This is a genomic window from Pseudochelatococcus contaminans, from assembly GCF_014195635.1.
Classification (GTDB): Bacteria; Pseudomonadota; Alphaproteobacteria; order Rhizobiales; family Beijerinckiaceae; genus Pseudochelatococcus; species Pseudochelatococcus contaminans.
In genome coordinates this window covers 371,898-390,809 of sequence record NZ_JACICC010000002.1, presented here as the reverse complement: position 1 = coordinate 390,809, position 18,912 = coordinate 371,898, and the positions used below count along the sequence as shown (strand labels likewise).

14 protein-coding genes and 2 tRNA genes are annotated in these 18,912 nt (G+C 60.3%); 5 read left to right on the top strand and 11 right to left on the bottom strand.

The window, feature by feature from the left end; all coding sequences use genetic code 11:
* Nucleotides 1–4: 4 nt before the first annotated feature.
* From FHS81_RS05855 to rimP, 9 genes are all read right to left on the bottom strand, one after another.
* Nucleotides 5–1,045: a lysylphosphatidylglycerol synthase domain-containing protein gene (locus tag FHS81_RS05855; RefSeq protein WP_183751099.1), complete on the bottom strand. Its 1,041-nt coding sequence runs from the start codon at nt 1,043–1,045 to the stop codon at nt 5–7.
* Between the two features lie 198 nt (nt 1,046–1,243).
* Nucleotides 1,244–3,385: a polyribonucleotide nucleotidyltransferase gene (gene pnp, locus FHS81_RS05850; RefSeq protein ID WP_183751097.1), complete on the bottom strand. Its 2,142-nt coding sequence runs from the start codon at nt 3,383–3,385 to the stop codon at nt 1,244–1,246.
* A 388-nt stretch (nt 3,386–3,773) separates the two neighbouring features.
* Nucleotides 3,774–4,043, bottom strand: a complete 270-nt coding sequence (gene rpsO, locus FHS81_RS05845; protein WP_183751095.1) for a 30S ribosomal protein S15 — start codon at nt 4,041–4,043, stop codon at nt 3,774–3,776.
* 27 nt (nt 4,044–4,070) lie between these two features.
* Nucleotides 4,071–5,195, bottom strand: coding sequence for a tRNA pseudouridine(55) synthase TruB (truB, locus tag FHS81_RS05840; RefSeq protein ID WP_246374767.1), 1,125 nt, complete (start codon nt 5,193–5,195; stop codon nt 4,071–4,073).
* The gene (gene rbfA, locus FHS81_RS05835) at nt 5,170–5,610 is read right to left on the bottom strand and encodes a 30S ribosome-binding factor RbfA (protein WP_183751094.1); all 441 of its coding nucleotides are present in this window, start codon (nt 5,608–5,610) and stop codon (nt 5,170–5,172) included. Before rbfA ends, truB begins: the two co-directional genes overlap by 26 nt.
* Before the next feature lie 130 nt (nt 5,611–5,740).
* Nucleotides 5,741–8,878 carry a translation initiation factor IF-2 gene (gene infB, locus FHS81_RS05830; protein WP_183751092.1) on the bottom strand — a complete coding sequence of 1,046 codons (3,138 nt, stop codon included), beginning with the start codon at nt 8,876–8,878 and terminating at the stop codon, nt 5,741–5,743.
* Between the two features lie 26 nt (nt 8,879–8,904).
* Complete coding sequence (locus FHS81_RS05825) at nt 8,905–9,741, bottom strand: RNA-binding protein (protein ID WP_428982438.1); 837 nt, start codon at nt 9,739–9,741, stop codon at nt 8,905–8,907.
* 68 nt (nt 9,742–9,809) lie between these two features.
* Complete coding sequence (gene nusA, locus FHS81_RS05820; RefSeq protein WP_183751090.1) at nt 9,810–11,450, bottom strand: transcription termination factor NusA; 1,641 nt, start codon at nt 11,448–11,450, stop codon at nt 9,810–9,812.
* On the bottom strand, nt 11,447–12,178 hold the full coding sequence (gene rimP, locus FHS81_RS05815; RefSeq protein WP_183751089.1) for a ribosome maturation factor RimP: 732 nt from the start codon (nt 12,176–12,178) through the stop codon (nt 11,447–11,449). Before rimP ends, nusA begins: the two co-directional genes overlap by 4 nt.
* Nucleotides 12,179–12,620: 442 nt before the next feature.
* Here rimP and FHS81_RS05810 point away from each other — a divergent pair, with 442 nt between their 5' ends.
* The 5 genes from FHS81_RS05810 to FHS81_RS05790 all read left to right on the top strand — a co-directional run bounded on the left by FHS81_RS05810 (nt 12,621) and on the right by FHS81_RS05790 (nt 17,251).
* On the top strand, nt 12,621–13,013 hold the full coding sequence (locus FHS81_RS05810) for a TIGR02300 family protein (RefSeq protein WP_343052429.1): 393 nt from the start codon (nt 12,621–12,623) through the stop codon (nt 13,011–13,013).
* Between the two features lie 223 nt (nt 13,014–13,236).
* Nucleotides 13,237–13,312: transfer RNA gene (locus tag FHS81_RS05805), tRNA-Ala, on the top strand.
* Between the two features lie 70 nt (nt 13,313–13,382).
* Nucleotides 13,383–13,458: transfer RNA gene (locus tag FHS81_RS05800), tRNA-Ala, on the top strand.
* Nucleotides 13,459–14,039: 581 nt separating this feature from the next.
* A complete protein-coding gene (locus FHS81_RS05795) occupies nt 14,040–14,303 on the top strand; it encodes a hypothetical protein (protein ID WP_183751088.1) in 264 nt (87 codons plus the stop codon).
* A gap of 167 nt (nt 14,304–14,470) precedes the next feature.
* Nucleotides 14,471–17,251 carry a glycosyltransferase gene (locus FHS81_RS05790; RefSeq protein WP_183751087.1) on the top strand — a complete coding sequence of 927 codons (2,781 nt, stop codon included), beginning with the start codon at nt 14,471–14,473 and terminating at the stop codon, nt 17,249–17,251.
* Between the two features lie 30 nt (nt 17,252–17,281).
* Here the strand turns inward: FHS81_RS05790 and FHS81_RS05785 are convergent, their stop codons facing one another.
* Both FHS81_RS05785 and FHS81_RS05780 read right to left on the bottom strand, forming a co-directional pair.
* Nucleotides 17,282–18,442: a glycosyltransferase family 4 protein gene (locus FHS81_RS05785; RefSeq protein WP_183751085.1), complete on the bottom strand. Its 1,161-nt coding sequence runs from the start codon at nt 18,440–18,442 to the stop codon at nt 17,282–17,284.
* A complete protein-coding gene (locus FHS81_RS05780) occupies nt 18,439–18,894 on the bottom strand; it encodes a hypothetical protein (protein WP_183751083.1) in 456 nt (151 codons plus the stop codon). The genes FHS81_RS05785 and FHS81_RS05780 overlap by 4 nt, the downstream gene beginning before the upstream one ends.
* Between the last annotated feature and the right edge of the window lie 18 nt (nt 18,895–18,912).

The window sequence follows — 18,912 nt, the reverse complement described above, 5'->3', positions numbered from 1 at the left end:
GTCGTCAGTCGGGACTGGCAGACCCGCCGGGGGAAGATCGCGCGGCCTTCCCCCGCATGCGCGTCCATCCGGTGTGGATCAGCAGCATGACCAGCGCCAGCACAAAGGGCAGCAGATAGTAGAACACGCGGAACAGCAACACCGCGCCGAGCACCCCCTCGCGCGGCAGATGCGACAGCGCGATCAGCATCGTCGCCTCGAACACGCCAAGACCGCCGGGCGAATGGCTCACGATGCCAAGCATGCAGGCCAGCACATAGACGGCGAGGAACGTGTCGAAGCTCATGCCGTGCCCGGCGGGCAGCAGCATGAACAGCACGGCGGCACCGGCGCAGACGTCGCCCGCGCCGAGAATGGTCTGCCCCAGCGATACCTTGAACCCCGGCAGATCCAGCCGCCAGCCGCGCACGGCAACCGCACGCTGTTTCAGCGAGATCCAGATGAAATAGCCAACGAGCAGCAGGATCACGCCCGCCCCTGCGGCATGCAACAGGGAAGGGCGCAGCCGCAGGATGGGACTCAGCGCCTCCGCCTCGCGCAACAGGCTCCATGCCAGCACGCATCCCATGCCGAGCCAGAACGTGATACCGGCGATCACCGTCAGAGACGCGATCTTCCAGGTCTTCAGGCCATGCGGCGAATAGATCCAGTAGCGCACCGTGCCCGACGTCAGGAGGGGGAAGCCGAGCGTGAAACTCACCGCATAGCTGGTGAAAGAGGCAAGGGCCGTGACGGGATAGGCAATGCGTTCGCCAAGCTGGCGCAGGGCCAAAAAATCGTAACCCGTGAGCAACGTGTAGCTGACGACGGTGAACAGCAGCGCCAGCATTTCCTGCCGGGGGCTGGCGGAGCGCAGCGCCGCGCTGACTTGCGCGGCATCCATTTCATGAGCGAGATGCCAGAGCGCGACGAGCGCGGCCAGAAAGATGCCGGCGCTCAGCAAAATGCCCAGCATCGACAGGTGTCGCCGACGGCGCGTCAGCTTTTCCCACCGTTCACGTCTTCTCTGCGAATCGGAGATCGATCCGGTGTCATCGGTCGGCATATGGATCCCAACAGGCAGTCAAGCATGATCCGGAACGCGTGGTCTCTGTACCATAAGATAGGCCACGCTAGAAATGATCCAAGGCCCGCTATACGCGTTCTTTTTTTATCTTCAGCGATGCCGGGGAGCCGAAAAACAGGAAACCCCCGGCGGAAGACCGCCGGGGGATGAAACGATTGTCACGAGGACAATTGCGGATCAATCCGCCTGCTTGTCGTTCTCAGCCTTCTGGCTGGCTTCCAGATCCTCGCCGGTCTCCTGGTCGACAGCCTTCATCGACAGGCGAACCTTGCCGCGATCATCGAAGCCAAGCAGCTTGACCTTGACCTTCTGGCCTTCCTTGACCACGTCCGTAACCTTGGCAACGCGCGTTGCCGAAAGCTGCGAGATGTGCACCAGACCATCGCGCGCACCGAAGAAGTTCACGAATGCGCCGAAGTCAGCCGTCTTGACGACTGTGCCCTCGTAAATGGCGTTCAGCTCCGGCTCCGCGGCAATGGAGCGGATCCAGTTGATGGCAGCCGTGATCGACTTGGTGTCGGACGAGGCGATCTTGACCGTGCCGTCGTCACCGATATCGATCTTCGCGCCGGTCTTCTCGACGATCTCGCGGATAACCTTGCCGCCGGAGCCGATCACTTCACGGATCTTGTCCTGCGGAATCTTCAGCGTCTCGATGCGCGGTGCGTATTCGCCCAGCTCCGAACGGGCGGACGTAAGCGCCTTGCCCATTTCGCCGAGGATGTGCAGACGGCCGGCGCGTGCCTGATCCAGCGCGACGCGCATGATCTCTTCCGTGATGCCGGAGATCTTGATGTCCATCTGCAGCGCAGTGATGCCCGAATCGGTGCCCGCGACCTTGAAGTCCATGTCGCCGAGGTGATCCTCATCGCCCAGAATGTCGGAAAGCACGGCAAAGCGCTCGCCTTCAAGGATCAGGCCCATGGCAATACCGGCGACGGGACGGCGCAGCGGCACGCCCGCATCCATCAGCGCCAGCGACGTGCCGCACACGGTGGCCATCGACGATGAACCGTTCGACTCGGTGATCTCCGAGACGGCGCGGATCGTGTAGGGGAACTCATGGTGCAGCGGCAGCAGCGGGTGCACGGCGCGCCATGCCAGCTTGCCGTGGCCGATCTCGCGGCGGCCGGGGGAGCCCATGCGGCCCGTCTCGCCGACGGAGTAGGGCGGGAAGTTGTAGTGCAGCAGGAAGGTTTCCTTGCGGGTGCCTTCCAGCGAATCGATGAACTGCTCGTCGTCGCCGGTGCCGAGCGTCGCCACGACGATGGCCTGCGTCTCGCCACGCGTGAACAGAGCGGAACCGTGCGTGCGCGGCAGGAAGCCGACCTGCGCCAGAATCGGGCGCACGGTCTTCACGTCGCGGCCGTCGATGCGCGTGCCGGTGTCGAGAATGTTCCAGCGAACGATCTTCGCCTGCACTTCCTTGAAGACGGCCTTGACCTTCTCGGCATCGAAGCGCGGGTTTTCGCCATCGGAGAGCGCTGCAAGCACCTTCGTCTTGGCTGCGTCAACCGCACCATAACGCTGCTGCTTGTCGACAAGCTGATAGGCTGCGCGCAGATCTGCCTCGCCAACCTCGAGCACGGCCTTCTCGATTTCGGACACGTCATCGACAGCGATGTCGCGCGGCTCCTTGGCGGCCTTCTCGGCAAGGCGGATGATGGCCTCGATCACCGGCTGGAAAGCCTTGTGGCCGAATACCACTGCGCCCAGCATGATGTCCTCGGACAGCTCCCTGGCTTCCGATTCGACCATCAGGACGGCATCGTTCGTGCCGGCCACGACCAGATCGAGAGCGGTATCCTGACGCTGCGCCGAAGTCGGGTTGAGGATGTACTCGCCATTGGCATACGCGACGCGTGCCGCACCGACCGGACCCATGAACGGGACACCCGACAGCGTCAGCGCGGCAGAGGCCGCGACCAGCGACAGAATGTCCGGATCGTTTTCAAGGTCATGCGTCAGCACCGTGACGATGATCTGGGTGTCGTTGCGCCAGCCGTCGACGATCAGCGGACGGATCGGACGGTCGATGAGGCGCGACACCAGTGTCTCATGCTCGCTCGGGCGGCCTTCGCGCTTGAAATAGCCGCCCGGGATGCGGCCAGCGGCGTAGGCTTTTTCCTGATAATTGACGGTGAGCGGCAGGAAGTCGATGCCCGGCTTGGGCTCCTTGGCGGAAACGACGGTGGCGAGCACGGTGGTTTCACCGAGCGTGGCCAGAACAGCGCCGTCAGCCTGGCGGGCGATGCGGCCCGTTTCCAGCGTGAGCTTGGCGCCGCCCCAGGTGATTTCCTCGCGTTGAATATCGAACATGCTTCTCTCTTTTGCTCGGGCCGCTTGCACGGCCATGGTTTCCGGGCGCGGTAAACCGGCGCACCGTATTTTCGGAAAGCCATGAGCAAGACGGCGCGGCGCTCCTGCAATGAAGCGCCCTGCGATCCTGCCATGGCCGTTTTCCGGCGGAAGAGGCACAGCCGCGGCTGCGGGCCCTGCCAGTCTCACAGCTTCCTTAAAGCCTTATTTCGACATTTCAGCGAAACGTTGAAATCTGCCAGTGGACGACGTTGTCCGGAAGCCGCGTTTGAACCTGTTTCAATCGGACGGAAAATCGCCTCATCGATCAGAAACGGGTGTGCATCATATAAAACGCCCGGGATGACGCAAGTCTCCCGGGGCGCAATAGCGTATGCGTGCTGTGTGCTCAGCGGCGGATGCCGAGGCGCGTAATCAGCGTGCGGTAGCGCTCTACATCCTTGCCCTTCACGTAATCCAGCAGCTTGCGGCGCTGGGAAACGAGCTTGAGCAGGCCACGGCGGGAGTGGTTATCCTTGGCGTGGGTCTTGAAGTGGCCAGTCAGGTTGGTGATGCGCTCCGTCAGGATCGCGACCTGCACTTCCGGCGAGCCGGAATCGTTAGGTACGCGGGCGAATTCCTTGACGAGTTCTTGTTTGCGCTCAGGCGTAATCGACATCGGTGTTCCTTTCGAGTAAAGGGCGCTTCAGTGAGCGCCGCTGAGGTTGAAAACACGGCGGGCAACGATCTCTCCCGCTTCCAGATCCGCCACGGCGACAAGTCGTCCCTGGCAGGTCACGGCAAGCGGGCCTTCGATGATCGGCGCGTCCCGTCCGCGCAGCAGTACGGTCTGGCCCCGCGCGAGCCGAACCGCGTCCGCCCTGTTGACGGCCAGCGCCGGGATGTCGTCCAGCGCGGTCTCAACGGGCAGAAGTACTTGCGACAACAATGCAGGTGCGATCGTCCGATCATCGACCGTCTCACCAGGCTCGTTGTCAACCGGAGGCTTATGACTCAATTCCTGCAATGCCGCCAGTGAAATCGTCCGGTCCAGCCGGAACGGCCCGACACGGGTGCGCCGCAAGGTGGCCACATGACCGAGGCACCCGATGGCGCGCCCAAGGTCGCGCGCAATGGCGCGAACATAGGTGCCCTTGCCGCATTCGGCTTCCAGCGTGCTGGTGTCGCCGGTGTGCTCGACCAGCGTCAGCCTGTGGATCAGCACAGGCCGCGCTGCCAGCTCAACCTCTTCGCCGTCCCGCGCCAGATCATAAGCACGCTCGCCATCGATCTTGATCGCCGAGAAGCGCGGGGGCACCTGCATCAGTTCGCCGGTGAAACGCGGCAGAAGCGCTTCCACCTCCTCGCGCGTCGGACGGCGGTCGCTGCGCGCTGTAACCTCGCCCTCCGTATCGTCGGTATTCGTCTCTGCGCCCCAGCTCACGGTGAAGGCATAGGCCTTGCGACCGTCCATGACATAGGGAACCGTCTTCGTGCCTTCGCCAAGCGCAATCGGCAGAATGCCCGACGCCAGCGGGTCGAGCGTGCCGGCATGCCCTGCTTTGCGGGCATTGAAAATGCGCTTCACGACAGCGACAGCGTGGGTGGACGTCATCCCGATCGGCTTGTCGAGGATGAGCCAGCCGTTGATATCCAGCTTGCGGGAGCGGCCTTCATTCTGCCGGCGCCTTTGTTGCTGGCCCTTGCCCTGTCTTCCACCATCGGCGCGGCCGGGGTGAGGCTGCCTGTTTTCGGCGCGGGGTGCGGTCGCAGCGGTCTGGTCGGAGGTCGCGGCCTCATCCTTCTCAGCGGTCATGATCGCCGTCGTCATCTTCTACGCTGTCGTCCTCGTCTATATGGTTGTGGCCGGTTACCTTGTTGGAGCGCAACAAGCTATCGATGTGCCCCGCCTCATCGAACGATTCGTCGAAACGGAAGCGGATATCGGGCGCGTATCGGAGGTTGATCCGGCGAGCCAGTTCGGTGCGGATGATCTTGCGGTTGCGCTCCAGAGCCGCCAGCACGGGCTTCACATCCTTGCCGCCGAGCGGAATGATGTAGGCGGTGGCGAGGCGCAGATCCGGTGACATGCGCACTTCCGGCACAGTGATGACGTGCGAGCTGAGCACGTCATCATGCACCTCGCCGCGCATCAGGATTTCGGCCAGCGCATGACGCACCAGCTCGCCGACGCGCAATACGCGTTGGCTCGGGCCGCTGCCCGTTTCAGGTTTTCTTCGAGACATTCACTCATCTACCCCCGGAGTCGGACCGGGGCCTTTCCATTATGCATGAAACCAAACTTTTACGCCGGCGCAAGAGATCGCGCCGGCTTTTTGCAACAGATGGGTCGCTGATTCGACCGTCGGAAGTCCGTCACAGCGAGCGACGGATCTCCTCGATGGTGTAGCACTCGATGACATCGCCGACGCGCATGTCCTGGTAGCTCTCGAATGACATACCGCATTCCTGGCCGGCCACGACTTCCTTGGCGTCGTCCTTGAAGCGCTTGAGCTGAGACAGCTTGCCCTCGTGGATGACGACGTTGTCGCGGATGAGGCGCACGTTCGCACCCTTCTGCACCACGCCATCGGTGACGAGGCAGCCCGCCACCTTGCCGATCTTCGAGACGCTGAAGATCTCACGGATTTCGGCATTGCCGAGCATGTGCTCGCGCAGGGTCGGGGCCAGCAGACCGGACATTGCCGCCTTAACATCGTCCACGAGGTTGTAGATGATGTTGTAGTAGCGAATTTCAACGCCCGCCCGCTCGGCAGCCTCACGCGCTTCCTTGTTGGCACGAACGTTGAAGCCGATCACCACGGCGCCGGAAGCCTCCGCCAGCGTGATGTCCGATTCGGTGATCCCGCCGACGCCGGAGTGGATGATTCGTGCCGAAACTTCCTCGTTACCTGCCTTTTCCAGCATGCCGACGATAGCCTCGGACGAACCCTGCACGTCTGCCTTGACGACAAGCGCAAATTCCTTGCGGCCTGCGCCTTCCTTGAGATCGCGCATCATGTCCGCCAGCGAACGGGATGCACCTGCACCGCGCACCGCAGCAAGATCGCGCTTCTGGCGAATGCGGTAGCCGGTGATTTCACGGGCACGCGCTTCCGATTCGACCACTGCAACGCGGTCGCCAGCCTCGGGCGTGCCGTTGAAACCGAGCACCTCTGCCGGCACTGACGGGCCCGCCTCGCGAATCTGACCGCCAGTGTCCGCAATCAGCGCTCGCACGCGTCCCCACTCCGCGCCCGCGACAACGATGTCGCCAACCCTGAGCGTTCCCTTCTGCACCAGCACCGTCGCGACGGGACCGCGTCCACGATCCAGCTTGGCCTCGATGACCGTACCTTCCGCGGAGTGTTCCGGATTCGCCTTCAGCTCCAGAATTTCGGACTGCAACTGCAGACCTTCCAGCAGCTTGTCGAGGTTGGTGCCGACCTTCGCCGATACTTCGAACTCCAGCGTTTCGCCGCCCATCGATTCCACCACCACGCTGTGCTGGAGAAGCTCGTTGCGTACGCGCTGCGGATTCGCATCCGGCTTGTCGATCTTGTTGATCGCGACAATCAACGGCACTTGCGCCGCAGTGGCATGGTTGATGGCTTCGATCGTCTGCGGCATGACGCCGTCATCGGCAGCAACCACGAGCACGACGATATCGGTGACCTTTGCACCACGGGCGCGCATGGCGGTGAACGCGGCGTGGCCGGGTGTATCGATGAAGGTGATCTTGCCGCCGAGCGGCGATTTCACCTGATAGGCACCGATATGCTGCGTGATGCCGCCAGCTTCGCCGGACACGACATTCGCGTTGCGAATCGCATCGAGCAGCGACGTCTTGCCGTGGTCGACGTGGCCCATGATCGTGACCACCGGAGGCCGGGGTGCAAGATCTTCCGGGTTTTCGGGGGTCGTATCGAACAGACCTTCCTCGACGTCGGCCTCGGCCACGCGCTTGACCGTATGACCAAGCTCTTCCGCTAGAAGCTGGGCGGTATCCGCGTCGATCACATCGGTAATCTTATGCATCTCTCCCTGCTTCATCAGCAGGCGAATCACGTCGACGCCACGCTCGGCCATACGCAGGGCCAGTTCCTGAATGGTGATCGTCTCCGGAATGATCACTTCGCGGCTGATCTTTTCCTTCGGCTCCTGCACCTGCTGGCCGCGCATACGCTGCTGACGCCGGCGATAGGCGGCGACAGAATGCGTGCGCTCTCCGTCATCACCGGAGGTCGCGGCAGAAACCGTCAGACGGCCACGGCGACGTTCGTCGCCCACGCCCTTGGCAGGCTTGGGTGCCGGCGGCAATGCCGCACGCACACCCGGACGCCGGGCTGTGCGCGGCGAATCGTCTTCCGCCTCGGCAGCACGGGGGCGACCGGCAGGGGCGGCGGTACCGGGAGTTGCAGCGCCGGCCGGACGGCGCGGCGCGGCGGCTCCGGGTGTCGCCGATGCGGGCCGGGCCTGCTGCGGCCTGTCGGTCCGGGCCGCCGGCGCGGCACTACCGCCTTCGGCGCCAAGACGGCGACGAGCTTCCTCTTCAGAACGGCGCTTGATCTCGTCTTCCTGACGGCGGCGTTCGTCTTCCTCACGCTTGCGCGCCTCGGCAGCCTCACGCTCAACCTTTTCGCGGGCTTCACGCTCGACGCGCAGCTTCGCTTCCTCTATGGCGCGGCGACGATCTTCTTCCTCGCGCTTTCTGGCCTCGGTGAGCGCCTGAATGCGCGCATCGCGCTCATCATCCGTCAAGGTGCGCAGAACCACGCCAGACCCACCCCGCTGGGAACCCTGACGGTTACCGCCACGATTGGGACCACCGCGACCCGCGGCGGGCTGGCGGCCCTGCGGTGCCGGAGGCGTGCGCGCCGGCGGAGGTGCAGGAGGCGTGCGTGTATTTTGCCGGGACTGGCTAATAGCCGGAGCTTCAGCCGCTGTCTCACGGGCCGGCGCACTGCGCTTGGGCGCTACAGCCGCAGGCGTCTCCGCTGCACTAACCGCCGGAGCGGGTGTGGCAGCAGGCTTGCTGTCAACAGCCACCTCGGCCGTCGCAGCAGTCGTCTTGGCAGCCGTCTCGGAGGGCTGTTCAGCCACGACCTTTTCAGGCGCAGGCGTGTTCACGACAGCGGGAGCGGCCTTTACTTCGGCAGCTGCAGACGCTTCTGGCGCAATAGCCGGAGACTTTGCAGCCTCAACCGGGGCCGGCGCTTTTGCGGCTGGTGCTGCCGGTGCGGGGGCCGCAGGGGCCCGTGCCGCTGGCGCAGGGGCGGGTGATGCGGTCTGCGCGGGAGCGGCTTCCTTCGCCACGTCCTTGGCCGGTGCTTCTTTAACCTCAGCCGACGAGGCGATGACCCTGCGCTTGACCTTTTCCACCACAACGGCCTTGGTGCGGCCGTGCGAGAAACTTTGACGCACAACGCCCTGCTCGACAGGCCGCTTCAGCGTCAGCGTCTTCGTTGGCGTCACGCTCAGCGTCTTGTCGTTCGGGTTCTTTGTGTCACTCATTACGTCCGTGTCCTGCGCCTTCGCGTTCATTCTTGCCCTGTAATCGCCCTGTCATCGTGCGCTTCGCCCGATGGCCCGTCTGTCCGGGAGGCCATTGTTGCGGAAACGTCCGTGGAAGGCGTCGATGTGTCTGCCATGCGATAACGGTCCAGCCTGCGCCAGCGCGTCATAAATCCGTCGCTTCCCGTTCCGGCAACAAGAGCTGCATGTATCACATGTATGCGGCCTAAAGCCAAATCCAAATCTTCACCGGCAATCCAATCAATGACGGGGATGGTATCCGGCGGCGGAATGTGACCATCCTGCAACGTTTGCCGTCCGCGATTCAGTGCCTGCGCCAGCTTGCGACGACCGTCCTGCGCTGCTTCGCTGGCGTGCAACAAGGCGGCGGTGCTGATCTTACCGTCGCGACGGGCCAGAAGATCTTCCACCTTGCCGAAACCTGTCACCACAGCTCCCGCTTTGTTGGCCAGCGCCAACGCCTGAAGCATGTCACGCAACAAAAGCGCCTCGACATCATCGGCCAGAGACGGGGAAACGGATAAACCAGTCTTCAGCCCCCGCGAAAATATCTTGCGGCGCGCGGCCTGCGACACCGCTTCGCGCGTTGCCTCGACCCAGACGCCCCGGCCCGGCAACCGGGCACGAATATCCGGCACGAGCGCACCGTCGGGACCAGCGACGAATCGAATCATCGCTTCCTTCGGCATTGCACGACGACTCAGCGCGCAAGTCCGGCTGTCTTCCCGGTCCTTATCGTTCTGCGGCGGTGCATCACCCTCTGGGTGCGACAATTCTTTCTCCTTGCCACGATTTCCGGACAATGCCGAAATGCTCGTGAGGCATAAAAGTTGTTGGGACACAACGGGGCGGACACAATTGCCTGCCCCGGCGTATTTCATGGCAGTTTGCGTGCGGGAAAGAGGCTGTGTCAGACGGCGCTCTGGTCCTGCTCCGTTTGTGCCTCATCGGCAGTCGCTGAAGGATCTTCGGCTTCCGCCGCTTCTTCCTCTTCGTCCAACGCCTCGATCCAGCCAGCGGCCAGACGGGCGGCGACGATCATGGCTTCCGCCTCCTGCCGCGAGATCTCGAAGCCATCGAGAATTCCCTTGTGGCGCGTGGTCTCCTGGCCCTTGCGCTCGGTCCATCCAGCCAGATCGTCCGTCGCACAGCCAGCGAGATCCTCGATGGTGCGAATCTCGTTTTCACCGAAGACAACAAGCATTGCCGTTGTCACGCCATCGATGGAGCGCAGCTCGTCCGCCACGTCCAGCTCTCGACGGCGCGCATCCTGCTCTGCTTCAATGCGTGCAAGATAGTTCTGCGCGCGCGACTGGATCTCTGTGGCGGTTTCGTCGTCGAAGCCCTGGATCGAAGTCAACTCGTCCAGTTCAACGAATGCAATTTCCTCAACCGACCGGAAACCTTCCGACGCAAGAAGCTGGCCCACGACCTCATCGACATCGAGCGCTTCCATGAATGTCGTGGAGCGTTCCGTGAACTCCTTCTGCCGGCGTTCGGATTCTTCATGCTCGGTCAGAATGTCGATGTCCCAGCCGGTGAGCTGCGATGCAAGCCGCACGTTCTGGCCACGACGACCGATGGCGAGCGACAGCTGCTCGTCCGGCACAACCACTTCGATTCGCTCGCTGTCCTCATCAAGCACGACTTTCACAACCTCGGCAGGCTGGAGTGCATTGACGATGAACGTCGCCGAATCCTGTGACCACGGGATAATATCGACCTTTTCACCCTGCAGCTCCTGCACAACGGCTTGCACGCGCGAGCCGCGCATACCGACGCAGGCGCCGACAGGGTCGATGGACGAATCACGCGATATCACAGCGATCTTGGCACGCGATCCCGGATCGCGAGCGACGGCTTTGATCTCCACGACGTTGTCGTAAATCTCCGGCACTTCCTGCGCGAACAACTTCGTCATGAACTGCGGATGCGTGCGCGACAGGAATATCTGCGGCCCACGTGTTTCGCGGCGCACGTCATAGATGTAGGCGCGGATGCGGTCGCCGGGCCGGAACGTTTCGCGCGGGATCAGTTCATCACGGCGCACGATGGCCTCCGCGCGTCCCATGTCCACGATAACGTTGCCATATTCGACACGCTTGACGATGCCGTTGATGACCTCGCCGATGCGATCCTTGTATTCGTCATACTGACGGTCGCGCTCGGCCTCGCGCACCTTCTGCACGATGACCTGCTTGGCCGACTGAGCTGCGATGCGGCCGAAATCGAAAGGCGGCAGCGTGTCGGAGATCGAATCACCGATCTGCGCGGCCGGGTTGTGGCGATGCGCGTCGATGAGGCTGATCTGCGTTGCAGGATTATCCAGTTCGCGATCCTCGACCACGAGCAGATGGCGCGACAGGCGCAGCTCGCCGGTGCGAGGGTCGATCTCGGCATGAATGTCCGTCTCGGCTCCGTAGCGCGAGCGCGCTGCCTTGGCGATGGCGTCTTCCATGGCTGCCAGAACAATGGCGCGGTCGATCACCTTCTCGCGCGCGACGGCGTCCGCAATTTGCAGCAGTTCGAGCCTGTTGGCGCTGACGGTCATCCGTCACTCCTTCCGTTGGACTTCTTTCCTGACCGGGACTTGTTACCCTTGCCCTTGCCGCTGGCGGGGCTGCCATCGTCGGGACCACCGCTATCCGGCGCATTGTCGTTGTCGGCGTCCGGCAGCGATTCGCCTTCAGGCGCCTCGCGCACAGCCGCTTTTGCTGCCCGCAACGCTTCCGTGATCAGGGCATCGGTCAGGATCAGGCGGGCCTCACCAATGTTGCGCAGCGGCAAAACGGCCACCGGGTCGCTACCCTCGGCAACATTCGCCAGCTCGATTCGCACGGCGTCGTTTTCGATACCGCGCAGGATGCCGCGAAAACGCTTGCGTCCCTCAAGTGGCAGGGCCAGATCGATGCGGGCATCAAAACCGGCCCAGCGCGCGAAGTCACTGGCGCGAACCAGAGGCCGGTCTATGCCCGGAGAAGAAATTTCGAGGTTGTAAGTTTCCGAAATCGGATCTTCGAGATCCAGCACCGGCGATACGGCGTTGCTGATCACCTCGCAGTCGTCGACGGTCATGCTGCCGTCCGGCCGCTCGGCCATGATCTGGACCGTGCTGCCATTCTGCGCCGATACCTTGACGCGCACCAGCCGGTAGCCGACGTCAGCGAGCACAGGTTCGACAATCGCCGCCACGCGAGCCGCCACGCCGGTTTCGGTCACGATGCGTGGCTCCCCCAGGGGGGAGGCATGAAATTGAGGGTCGTCGCCAGTCGGTTCCATCGTTTCGGTGTCTTGCTTCCGTTCGTTCAGTATCATGCAGCCAAAGCAATCCATCGTTGCCTGTGGCAGGCGATTGCTTTGATAAAGCGTCCTCAGGCAAAGCATGTAACGCTTCGCGGCGGAGAGACGCGTCAATTCGAAACCAGCAGCGGACGATTACTCCGCTTCATCCAGCGGCCATACCGGCCTGTCGGATGGCTTGGCCCACTTGCGGAGTTTCGACAATGCAAAAAGGAGCGGCCCCGGAGAGAACCACTCATCGCAACAGCCCTAATGAACTCCGTGATGGATGAGTTACTCTAACCCCATGCGGCGTCTGATGCAAGGCCCGAATTTCCACACCCGTCGCAGAGACATAATTTGGTGATGTTCAATATTTCCTGCGAGAGGCGTTGACATGCGTCATGAAGACCATTAACGGGATCGCTTCGCAGGAAACGGAGTGCATTTGACAGTGGCGAAACCGGAACTCGGAACCAAGCGCCTGTGCCAGAACTGCGGCGCCAAGTTTTACGATCTCAACAGGGATCCGATTCTTTGCCCGAAGTGCGGCGCGCCCTTTCTGGTGAGCGCGGGTCGTACTGCGCCAGTCGTTGCGACTGCGGTCGAAGATGAGACGGATGCCGAGACCGACGTCGTCGAAATCGTTTCTCTCGACGACGTCGCGGATAGTGAAGAAGCCGCCGTCAAGACGGGTGATGAAGACATCGACATTGGCGATGACGACATCCCGGATGACGACGATGAGGCTACATTCCTCGCCGATGAGGACGAGGAAAATGACGATGTTGCCGATCTGATCGATGGCGATATCGAGTCGGATGACGAAAACTGATCCGGTCGTTGGAAAACGACATGTGAAAGGTGCAGGGAGGCTTGACTGTCTCCAAAGCGATATATAGAAGCGGCGGAATGCAGAAAACTGCTGCTTCGGTGGGATGGAATGGTGTAGCGGGATTGTCCGCAGAGTGTTTCCCAAGACACTTTCACCATATCTCGCACCATTCTCGTCAGAAGCGTTTTTGCGCAGCATTGTCCGATGTTGCGCTGGTGGTTATGGGGTCATAGCTCAGTTGGGAGAGCGCTTGAATGGCATTCAAGAGGTCGGCGGTTCGATTCCGCCTGGCTCCACCATTTTTTAAATTTGCCTGAAAGCAAACAGGCATATGACCAAAATTTGGTCTGTACGATTGTATGTGTTTATGGGGTCATAGCTCAGTTGGGAGAGCGCTTGAATGGCATTCAAGAGGTCGGCGGTTCGATTCCGCCTGGCTCCACCACTCATGAATTAACACCTTTTAGTTGATATATATTCTATAAACATTGATCGCTTGCGTAAGTAAGCCACTGCTATAGCCGTAGATCGATGGTTTTCAGTCCCGGCAGTAGGCGCAAGGGGCAGAGTGACCGGGCGCACAACGACTTCTCCACAAAATCCACCTGAAGACCAACTTCGGCGACCATCCGATCACCTTCGACCCGACTGGCGGCGAGAAAAGCGACACACCGCGCTTCGCCATCTTTCTCGGGTTCCACACCGAAGTCGATCCGGGGGCGGTCGTTGCCGATAAGGGCGACGCCAGCAAGGCCAACTGGCAGGCGGTACAGTCACGCGGCATCATTCCCGCCGTTGTCTAAGAGCCCCTGATAAACCCTCGCCGACGCAGCCGGCGTCGACTGCTTTCGGCGCCTTGCAGGATGGTCAAATTCATTCGACCATCATCAATTCCGAGGTTTTATCAGGGGTTCTAAGTCACTGCGCCCTTTCAAGAATTTGTGTCCGACATGATACAGTGTCGTCTATAGTGGTTGACTGACAGCGAAGCAGGTATATTTTAGATCGTGTTTGCGAGGATGATGCATGTCTGTCGCCAGGGTTATTGATTCAAACTTAATTTCTACGCGTCTTGAGCAAGATTCTGCCAAGCTTGTCTTGATGCATGAGTTCCGGCAGTTGCGAGAGACTTGGGTCGAACAAGAGGCTCTGGTCGAATCTCAGCCAAATCAATCGAAGGGTACGATGATGGATTATGGACCTGCAACTCCGCTTCGTTTCCTGCGCCAGGCCGCAAAGCGTATTCCCGGTGCCCGAAGGGTTCGAGACTGGTTTCGCCACAAGCATTGATGAATTGCGCAGCATGCGCTTCCTGAGGCAGCGCCTGTGCAGGCCTGTTCAATGTCAATTCAGCTTTTCATCGAAATCTTCAGAAACTATAATTTTTGCTGTTCAGCGTTTTCTTCATGCAAATAGGTGTCTGCTTTGCTGAAGATTCTTCAAGCAGGATGTAGGCCGTGCAATTTGCTGAAATTTACCACGCTTTCGTAGCTCCGCACTTGGCTGGACGTGAAATCCATATTCCTCGCGACCATCTGCTTGTGGTCTATGCTGGAGTTGCAAATAAGCAATCGCTGTCCTCCAGTTTGTCATTTCTGCAAGAGGCTGGCAGTGTCCCTTTGCAACTGGTGCAAGTGCTCAATCATGAGCAGGCAGAAATCTGGCCGCTCCTCGCCAAAGCCTCTCTTATCTTGACGGACGGATCCGAGATTGGGCGTCGGTATGGTCTTCGTGCGATGGCGGCAGATTTGCCTGTCCTTCACTTGGCGGGGACGGCAATTCAGAATGCCGGGCTTGAGGTGACGGGGAGTGAACCGGGCAATATCGCGGCCGCGATTCGGCTCGTCCTCACTGAACCCTGGCTGAGGCGCGAGCTTGTGCGCCGGCAACGTGCGTTTCTTGAAAGTTGTGACTCTGCATATGTAGCAGCGATCCTTCGGGTTGAATCCGATAGCTCACCGGCAAGAGTATCCGGGAGCTATGACTGGCTCCTGGAAGGGCCATTCGACGATTTTTGTAGTCAAGCTGTTGTCAATAGATCACTCGCGCTTGCACTTGAGGAGGACGGTCAGCAAGTCGACCTTGTCAGTCTCAAAGGGCTCGGACCGCTTGCGCCAGATCCGGCTTTTCTGGCGCGAGAACCAGAGATAGAGCGCATGTGGCAACGAGCGGATTTCGTGCTTTCGCGCGATGTCGTTCTGCGCAACCTTTATCCACCCTCTGTGCTGGATATGCGTGGTCTTACCCGTGTGCTGGTGAATTATGACTGGAAAGAAAGCGGTTTACCCGTAGATTTTGTATCGGCATTCAATTCCTCGCTCAATCTTGTGACCGTGACCAATCGTTTCGTCGCTAAAACATTGCGAGACAACGGCATCAGAGTGCCGATCGCAGTGGTGGGCCACGGTGTTTCCGCCCCGCTTGCGGGAGTGACGAAAAATCGCGAGCCCGATGACGTATTTCGTTTCCTGCATGTGGCATCGCCGCTCCACCCCGAAGGCGTGGGGGCACTGTTGGCTGCATGGGGCAAAGGATTTTCATTGGCGGATGGGGTGGAGCTTCTCGTCAGGACGGTCTCAGACTTCCATGAACAGGTGGGTGACCAGATCGCCGCATTGGACCTTGATTATCCGCACCATGCGCCTGTCCGGTTGATCCATGAGGATGTCGCTGTAGACCAGTTGCATGCACTTTATGCCATGGCTGACGCCGTGGTTTGCCCGATATGGGGAGAGGGTGGAGAAGAACCGCTCGTTGAAGCGCTGGGGCATGGTAAACCAGTGGTATCTACGTCTTTCGGCGGCCGTTGGGGTATTTGTACGCCAGACACCGCGTGGCTGTGTGATTTCGGCTTTTCATATTCGCGGTCGCATCTGGGAATCACTGCGTCGGTTTTGGCGGCGCCGGACGAGGGTTCGCTCATTGAGGCCATGCATGAGGTGCGTGCGGCCTCGTCGCAAGAGATCGCGCGGCGCGTCAACAATGGTCAGGCTCTTTTACGTGAGCGCTGTCGCTGGGATTTGGTTGCGCGCAAAACCCGGGCTGCAATTGAAGCACTGGAAAAGTTGGACAGCACAGTCCTGCGCATGCCGAAAATTGGCTGGGTGTCTACCTGGAACACACGTTGCGGCATCGCCACCTATTCGGAGGCATTAACATTCGGGCTCCCGCCTGATCTGCTGACCATTTTCGCCAGCCGCAACGCCACGCTTGAAGGTTCGGACGCTGCCAATGTCAGACGTTGCTGGACGCAGGGCTGGGTTGAGGATGATCTTGAGGAGCTTTATGCAGCCATCCGCGCGGAGGGTGTCGAGGCGCTGGTCTTGCAGTTCAATCTCAGCTTCTTTCCTTTCAATGCGCTATGCAGGCTGGTGGACAGAGTTGAGGCGGATGGTATTCCGGTTTTTCTGTTTTTCCATTCCACTATGGATGTGGAACGACCGATGGGCGGCTACGTGCGCCTTGCAGACGGGCTTGCAAGTCTTTCGCGGGCTACGCGTGTCGTGGTGCACACTGTGAGCGATCTCAATCGGCTGAAGAATATCGGCCTGGTGGACAATGTGATGCTATTTCCCCACGGATTGCCGGAGCCTTTCGGCGGCGACCGGAAAGCTATACGCCGGACCCTGGGCGTCGATGATCGAGTTGTGCTGGCAACTTTCGGCTTCCTGTTGCCGCACAAGGGGTTGCGTGAAATTATTCGGGCGGTTGGTTTGATGCGCCATTCCAACCCTGACATTCACCTGATGATGTTGAACGCCCTCTATCCGGCTGACGTGTCGCGAGAGGAACTGGAAGCATGCAAGGCCCTGATACGTGCCGAGGGGTTGGAGCACTGCATTACCATCGAGGCCGGTTTCTTGTCGGAAGGCGAGATCATATCTCGTCTGTCGGCCGCGGACATCGTTGTTTACCCGTATCAGAACACACAGGAATCGGCGAGCGGCGCAGTGCGCCTTGGCCTTGCGTCGGGCACTCCCGTAGCCTGTACTCCATTGCAAATATTTGAGGATATCGCCGCTGTTGTTCGTACGCTGCCGGGTATCTCTCCCGAAGATCTGGCTTCCGGGCTGACCGATATGCTGGCGGATCGCAGTGTGCTGGCTAAACAGGCCGAAATGCAGGCACAATGGTCGCGCCAGATTGTCTGGCCGGTGATCCGCAATCGTCTTGAGGGTGTGATACGCGGCATTCTTCTGGATAAGCGCATGGCCGGTTATGGCGCTCCGCTTGCGTAGCCGCATGAGAAGGACGCGGCTACGTTCGGACTACTGATCCAGCAGCAATCGAACTCTCTCAGTTACCGCGCGCATGAATTGCGATAGCGTGAAACGGTCGACGTAAGTCTTCGAAGCGGCATCGAAAAGTGTGAGACTGGTTGCGCCCCGATCCAGAGGAAGCAAGGGGGCTTCCGGCGCGGCAAATGCCTGGGGCAGTGCATTTATCAAAGTGGCGAGGGCATCCGCCAGCGCATCGATATCACCCGGAGGAACCAGTTTTCCGAAGCCGCCAGCGATATGCGGTAGATTATAGGCAGCGTATCCCACCGGTATCAACCCGCCGCGCAACGCCTCGATCACTGGCTTGCAGAAACCTTCGTGATATGAAGGAATCGCGAGAATGTGGCTTTGGTGATAAATACGTTGCAGCTCTTCATCGCTGGCGGTGCCGACCAGTTCGATGGATGGCGCGAGGCCCGATCCGGCAATTGCAGCTTTGACCTCGGCAAGATAATCCGTATCCGACCATTCCAGATTGCCCACTATGCGTAAGCGAACAGGGTGCGTCACGCGCCCGGAAAGCTGTTTCATGGCGGCGATCAGATCGAGCACGCCTTTGGATCTGACGATGCGGCCGACGAAAACCAGTTCTAGCGGCTTGACATCCTTGTCGGCCAGCGGAGCAAGGGCGGGCGTGTCCACCGCCAGTGGGATGACGTGGACTCGGGATGGGTCAAAATCACGCTGATAAAGTTCCTCCGCATTGATCTGGCTGACTGGCCATATCTCGTCAACGCGGCGGAAGTTCTCTATCTGGCGGAGGGACGCCGCGATCAAATCCTGAGATTGCTCGGGTAAAAAGCGGGCGGGGGTAACATTGTGGAAGAACACGGCCTGTTTGCCATGGCCATTGCCCATGACCATCGCATCGAACAGATTCACGTGCACGCCGAAATGATAGATGATGAGGTTTGCCTTGAGAAACGTATCATCCAGCAAAAGATCCGACAGATCACCGGCGCTGATCCATGGCAGTTCCGTCAGATCGCAACGCCAGGACATGATCTTGACGTCTACGCCCGGCATTGCTTCAAGTGCTTCCCAGGTATGCCGCACCGAAGTCGAGATGGCGTCGAAATGCGACACGGACGGCACGATGATGAGAACATTTTTGCGAGCGAGCTGACTATCGGTCGACAAGTTACTCATGGTTTTTCTTGTCCGTGCGCAGTGTTCAGCGGCGCGCGGGCGTTTAGTTCTTCGCGCAGTCTGGAGACGTCATGTTCCAGCGCCACGACGCTGGCAACCGAGCTGACGAAAGTGGGGGTATGGTGACGCCAGCCATTTTCAAGGCGAAGCAGTTGCGCCTCGATCCGGTCTATTTGCTTGGCCACGCGGTCGATCTGCGCCTCGATGCCGTCTGCACGGCCCTCCAGCGTGCCCGCTCTGGCGTACAGCTCCTGTTCGACGTGTGAGATACGCTTGCCAACCGCCTCATCCAGCGGATTGACACGGCTGTCGATCATGTGGGTGACGTTGCGCTCGATTGCATTCCACAGCGGTCGCCATACGGGGCCGAGCAACTGCTTTGCACTTTTTTTCAGGGCTGACTTCAAAGCCGACTCCCATAGTTCCGCTGCGAGCGTTGCCCAAACAGTCACGAAGCATGGCCATCATCC

Excerpts from the sequence above, each read along its gene's own strand:
- FHS81_RS05855 (WP_183751099.1), bottom strand. The coding sequence starts at position 1,045 with ATGCCGACCGATGACACCGGATCGATCTCCGATTCGCAGAGAAGACGT.
- pnp (WP_183751097.1), bottom strand. The coding sequence starts at position 3,385 with ATGTTCGATATTCAACGCGAGGAAATCACCTGGGGCGGCGCCAAGCTC.
- rpsO (WP_183751095.1), bottom strand. The coding sequence starts at position 4,043 with ATGTCGATTACGCCTGAGCGCAAACAAGAACTCGTCAAGGAATTCGCC.
- truB (WP_246374767.1), bottom strand. The coding sequence starts at position 5,195 with ATGACGACGGCGATCATGACCGCTGAGAAGGATGAGGCCGCGACCTCC.
- rbfA (WP_183751094.1), bottom strand. The coding sequence starts at position 5,610 with ATGTCTCGAAGAAAACCTGAAACGGGCAGCGGCCCGAGCCAACGCGTA.
- infB (WP_183751092.1), bottom strand. The coding sequence starts at position 8,878 with ATGAGTGACACAAAGAACCCGAACGACAAGACGCTGAGCGTGACGCCA.
- nusA (WP_183751090.1), bottom strand. The coding sequence starts at position 11,450 with ATGACCGTCAGCGCCAACAGGCTCGAACTGCTGCAAATTGCGGACGCC.
- rimP (WP_183751089.1), bottom strand. The coding sequence starts at position 12,178 with ATGGAACCGACTGGCGACGACCCTCAATTTCATGCCTCCCCCCTGGGG.
- FHS81_RS05795 (WP_183751088.1), top strand. The coding sequence starts at position 14,040 with ATGTCTGTCGCCAGGGTTATTGATTCAAACTTAATTTCTACGCGTCTT.
- FHS81_RS05785 (WP_183751085.1), bottom strand. The coding sequence starts at position 18,442 with ATGAGTAACTTGTCGACCGATAGTCAGCTCGCTCGCAAAAATGTTCTC.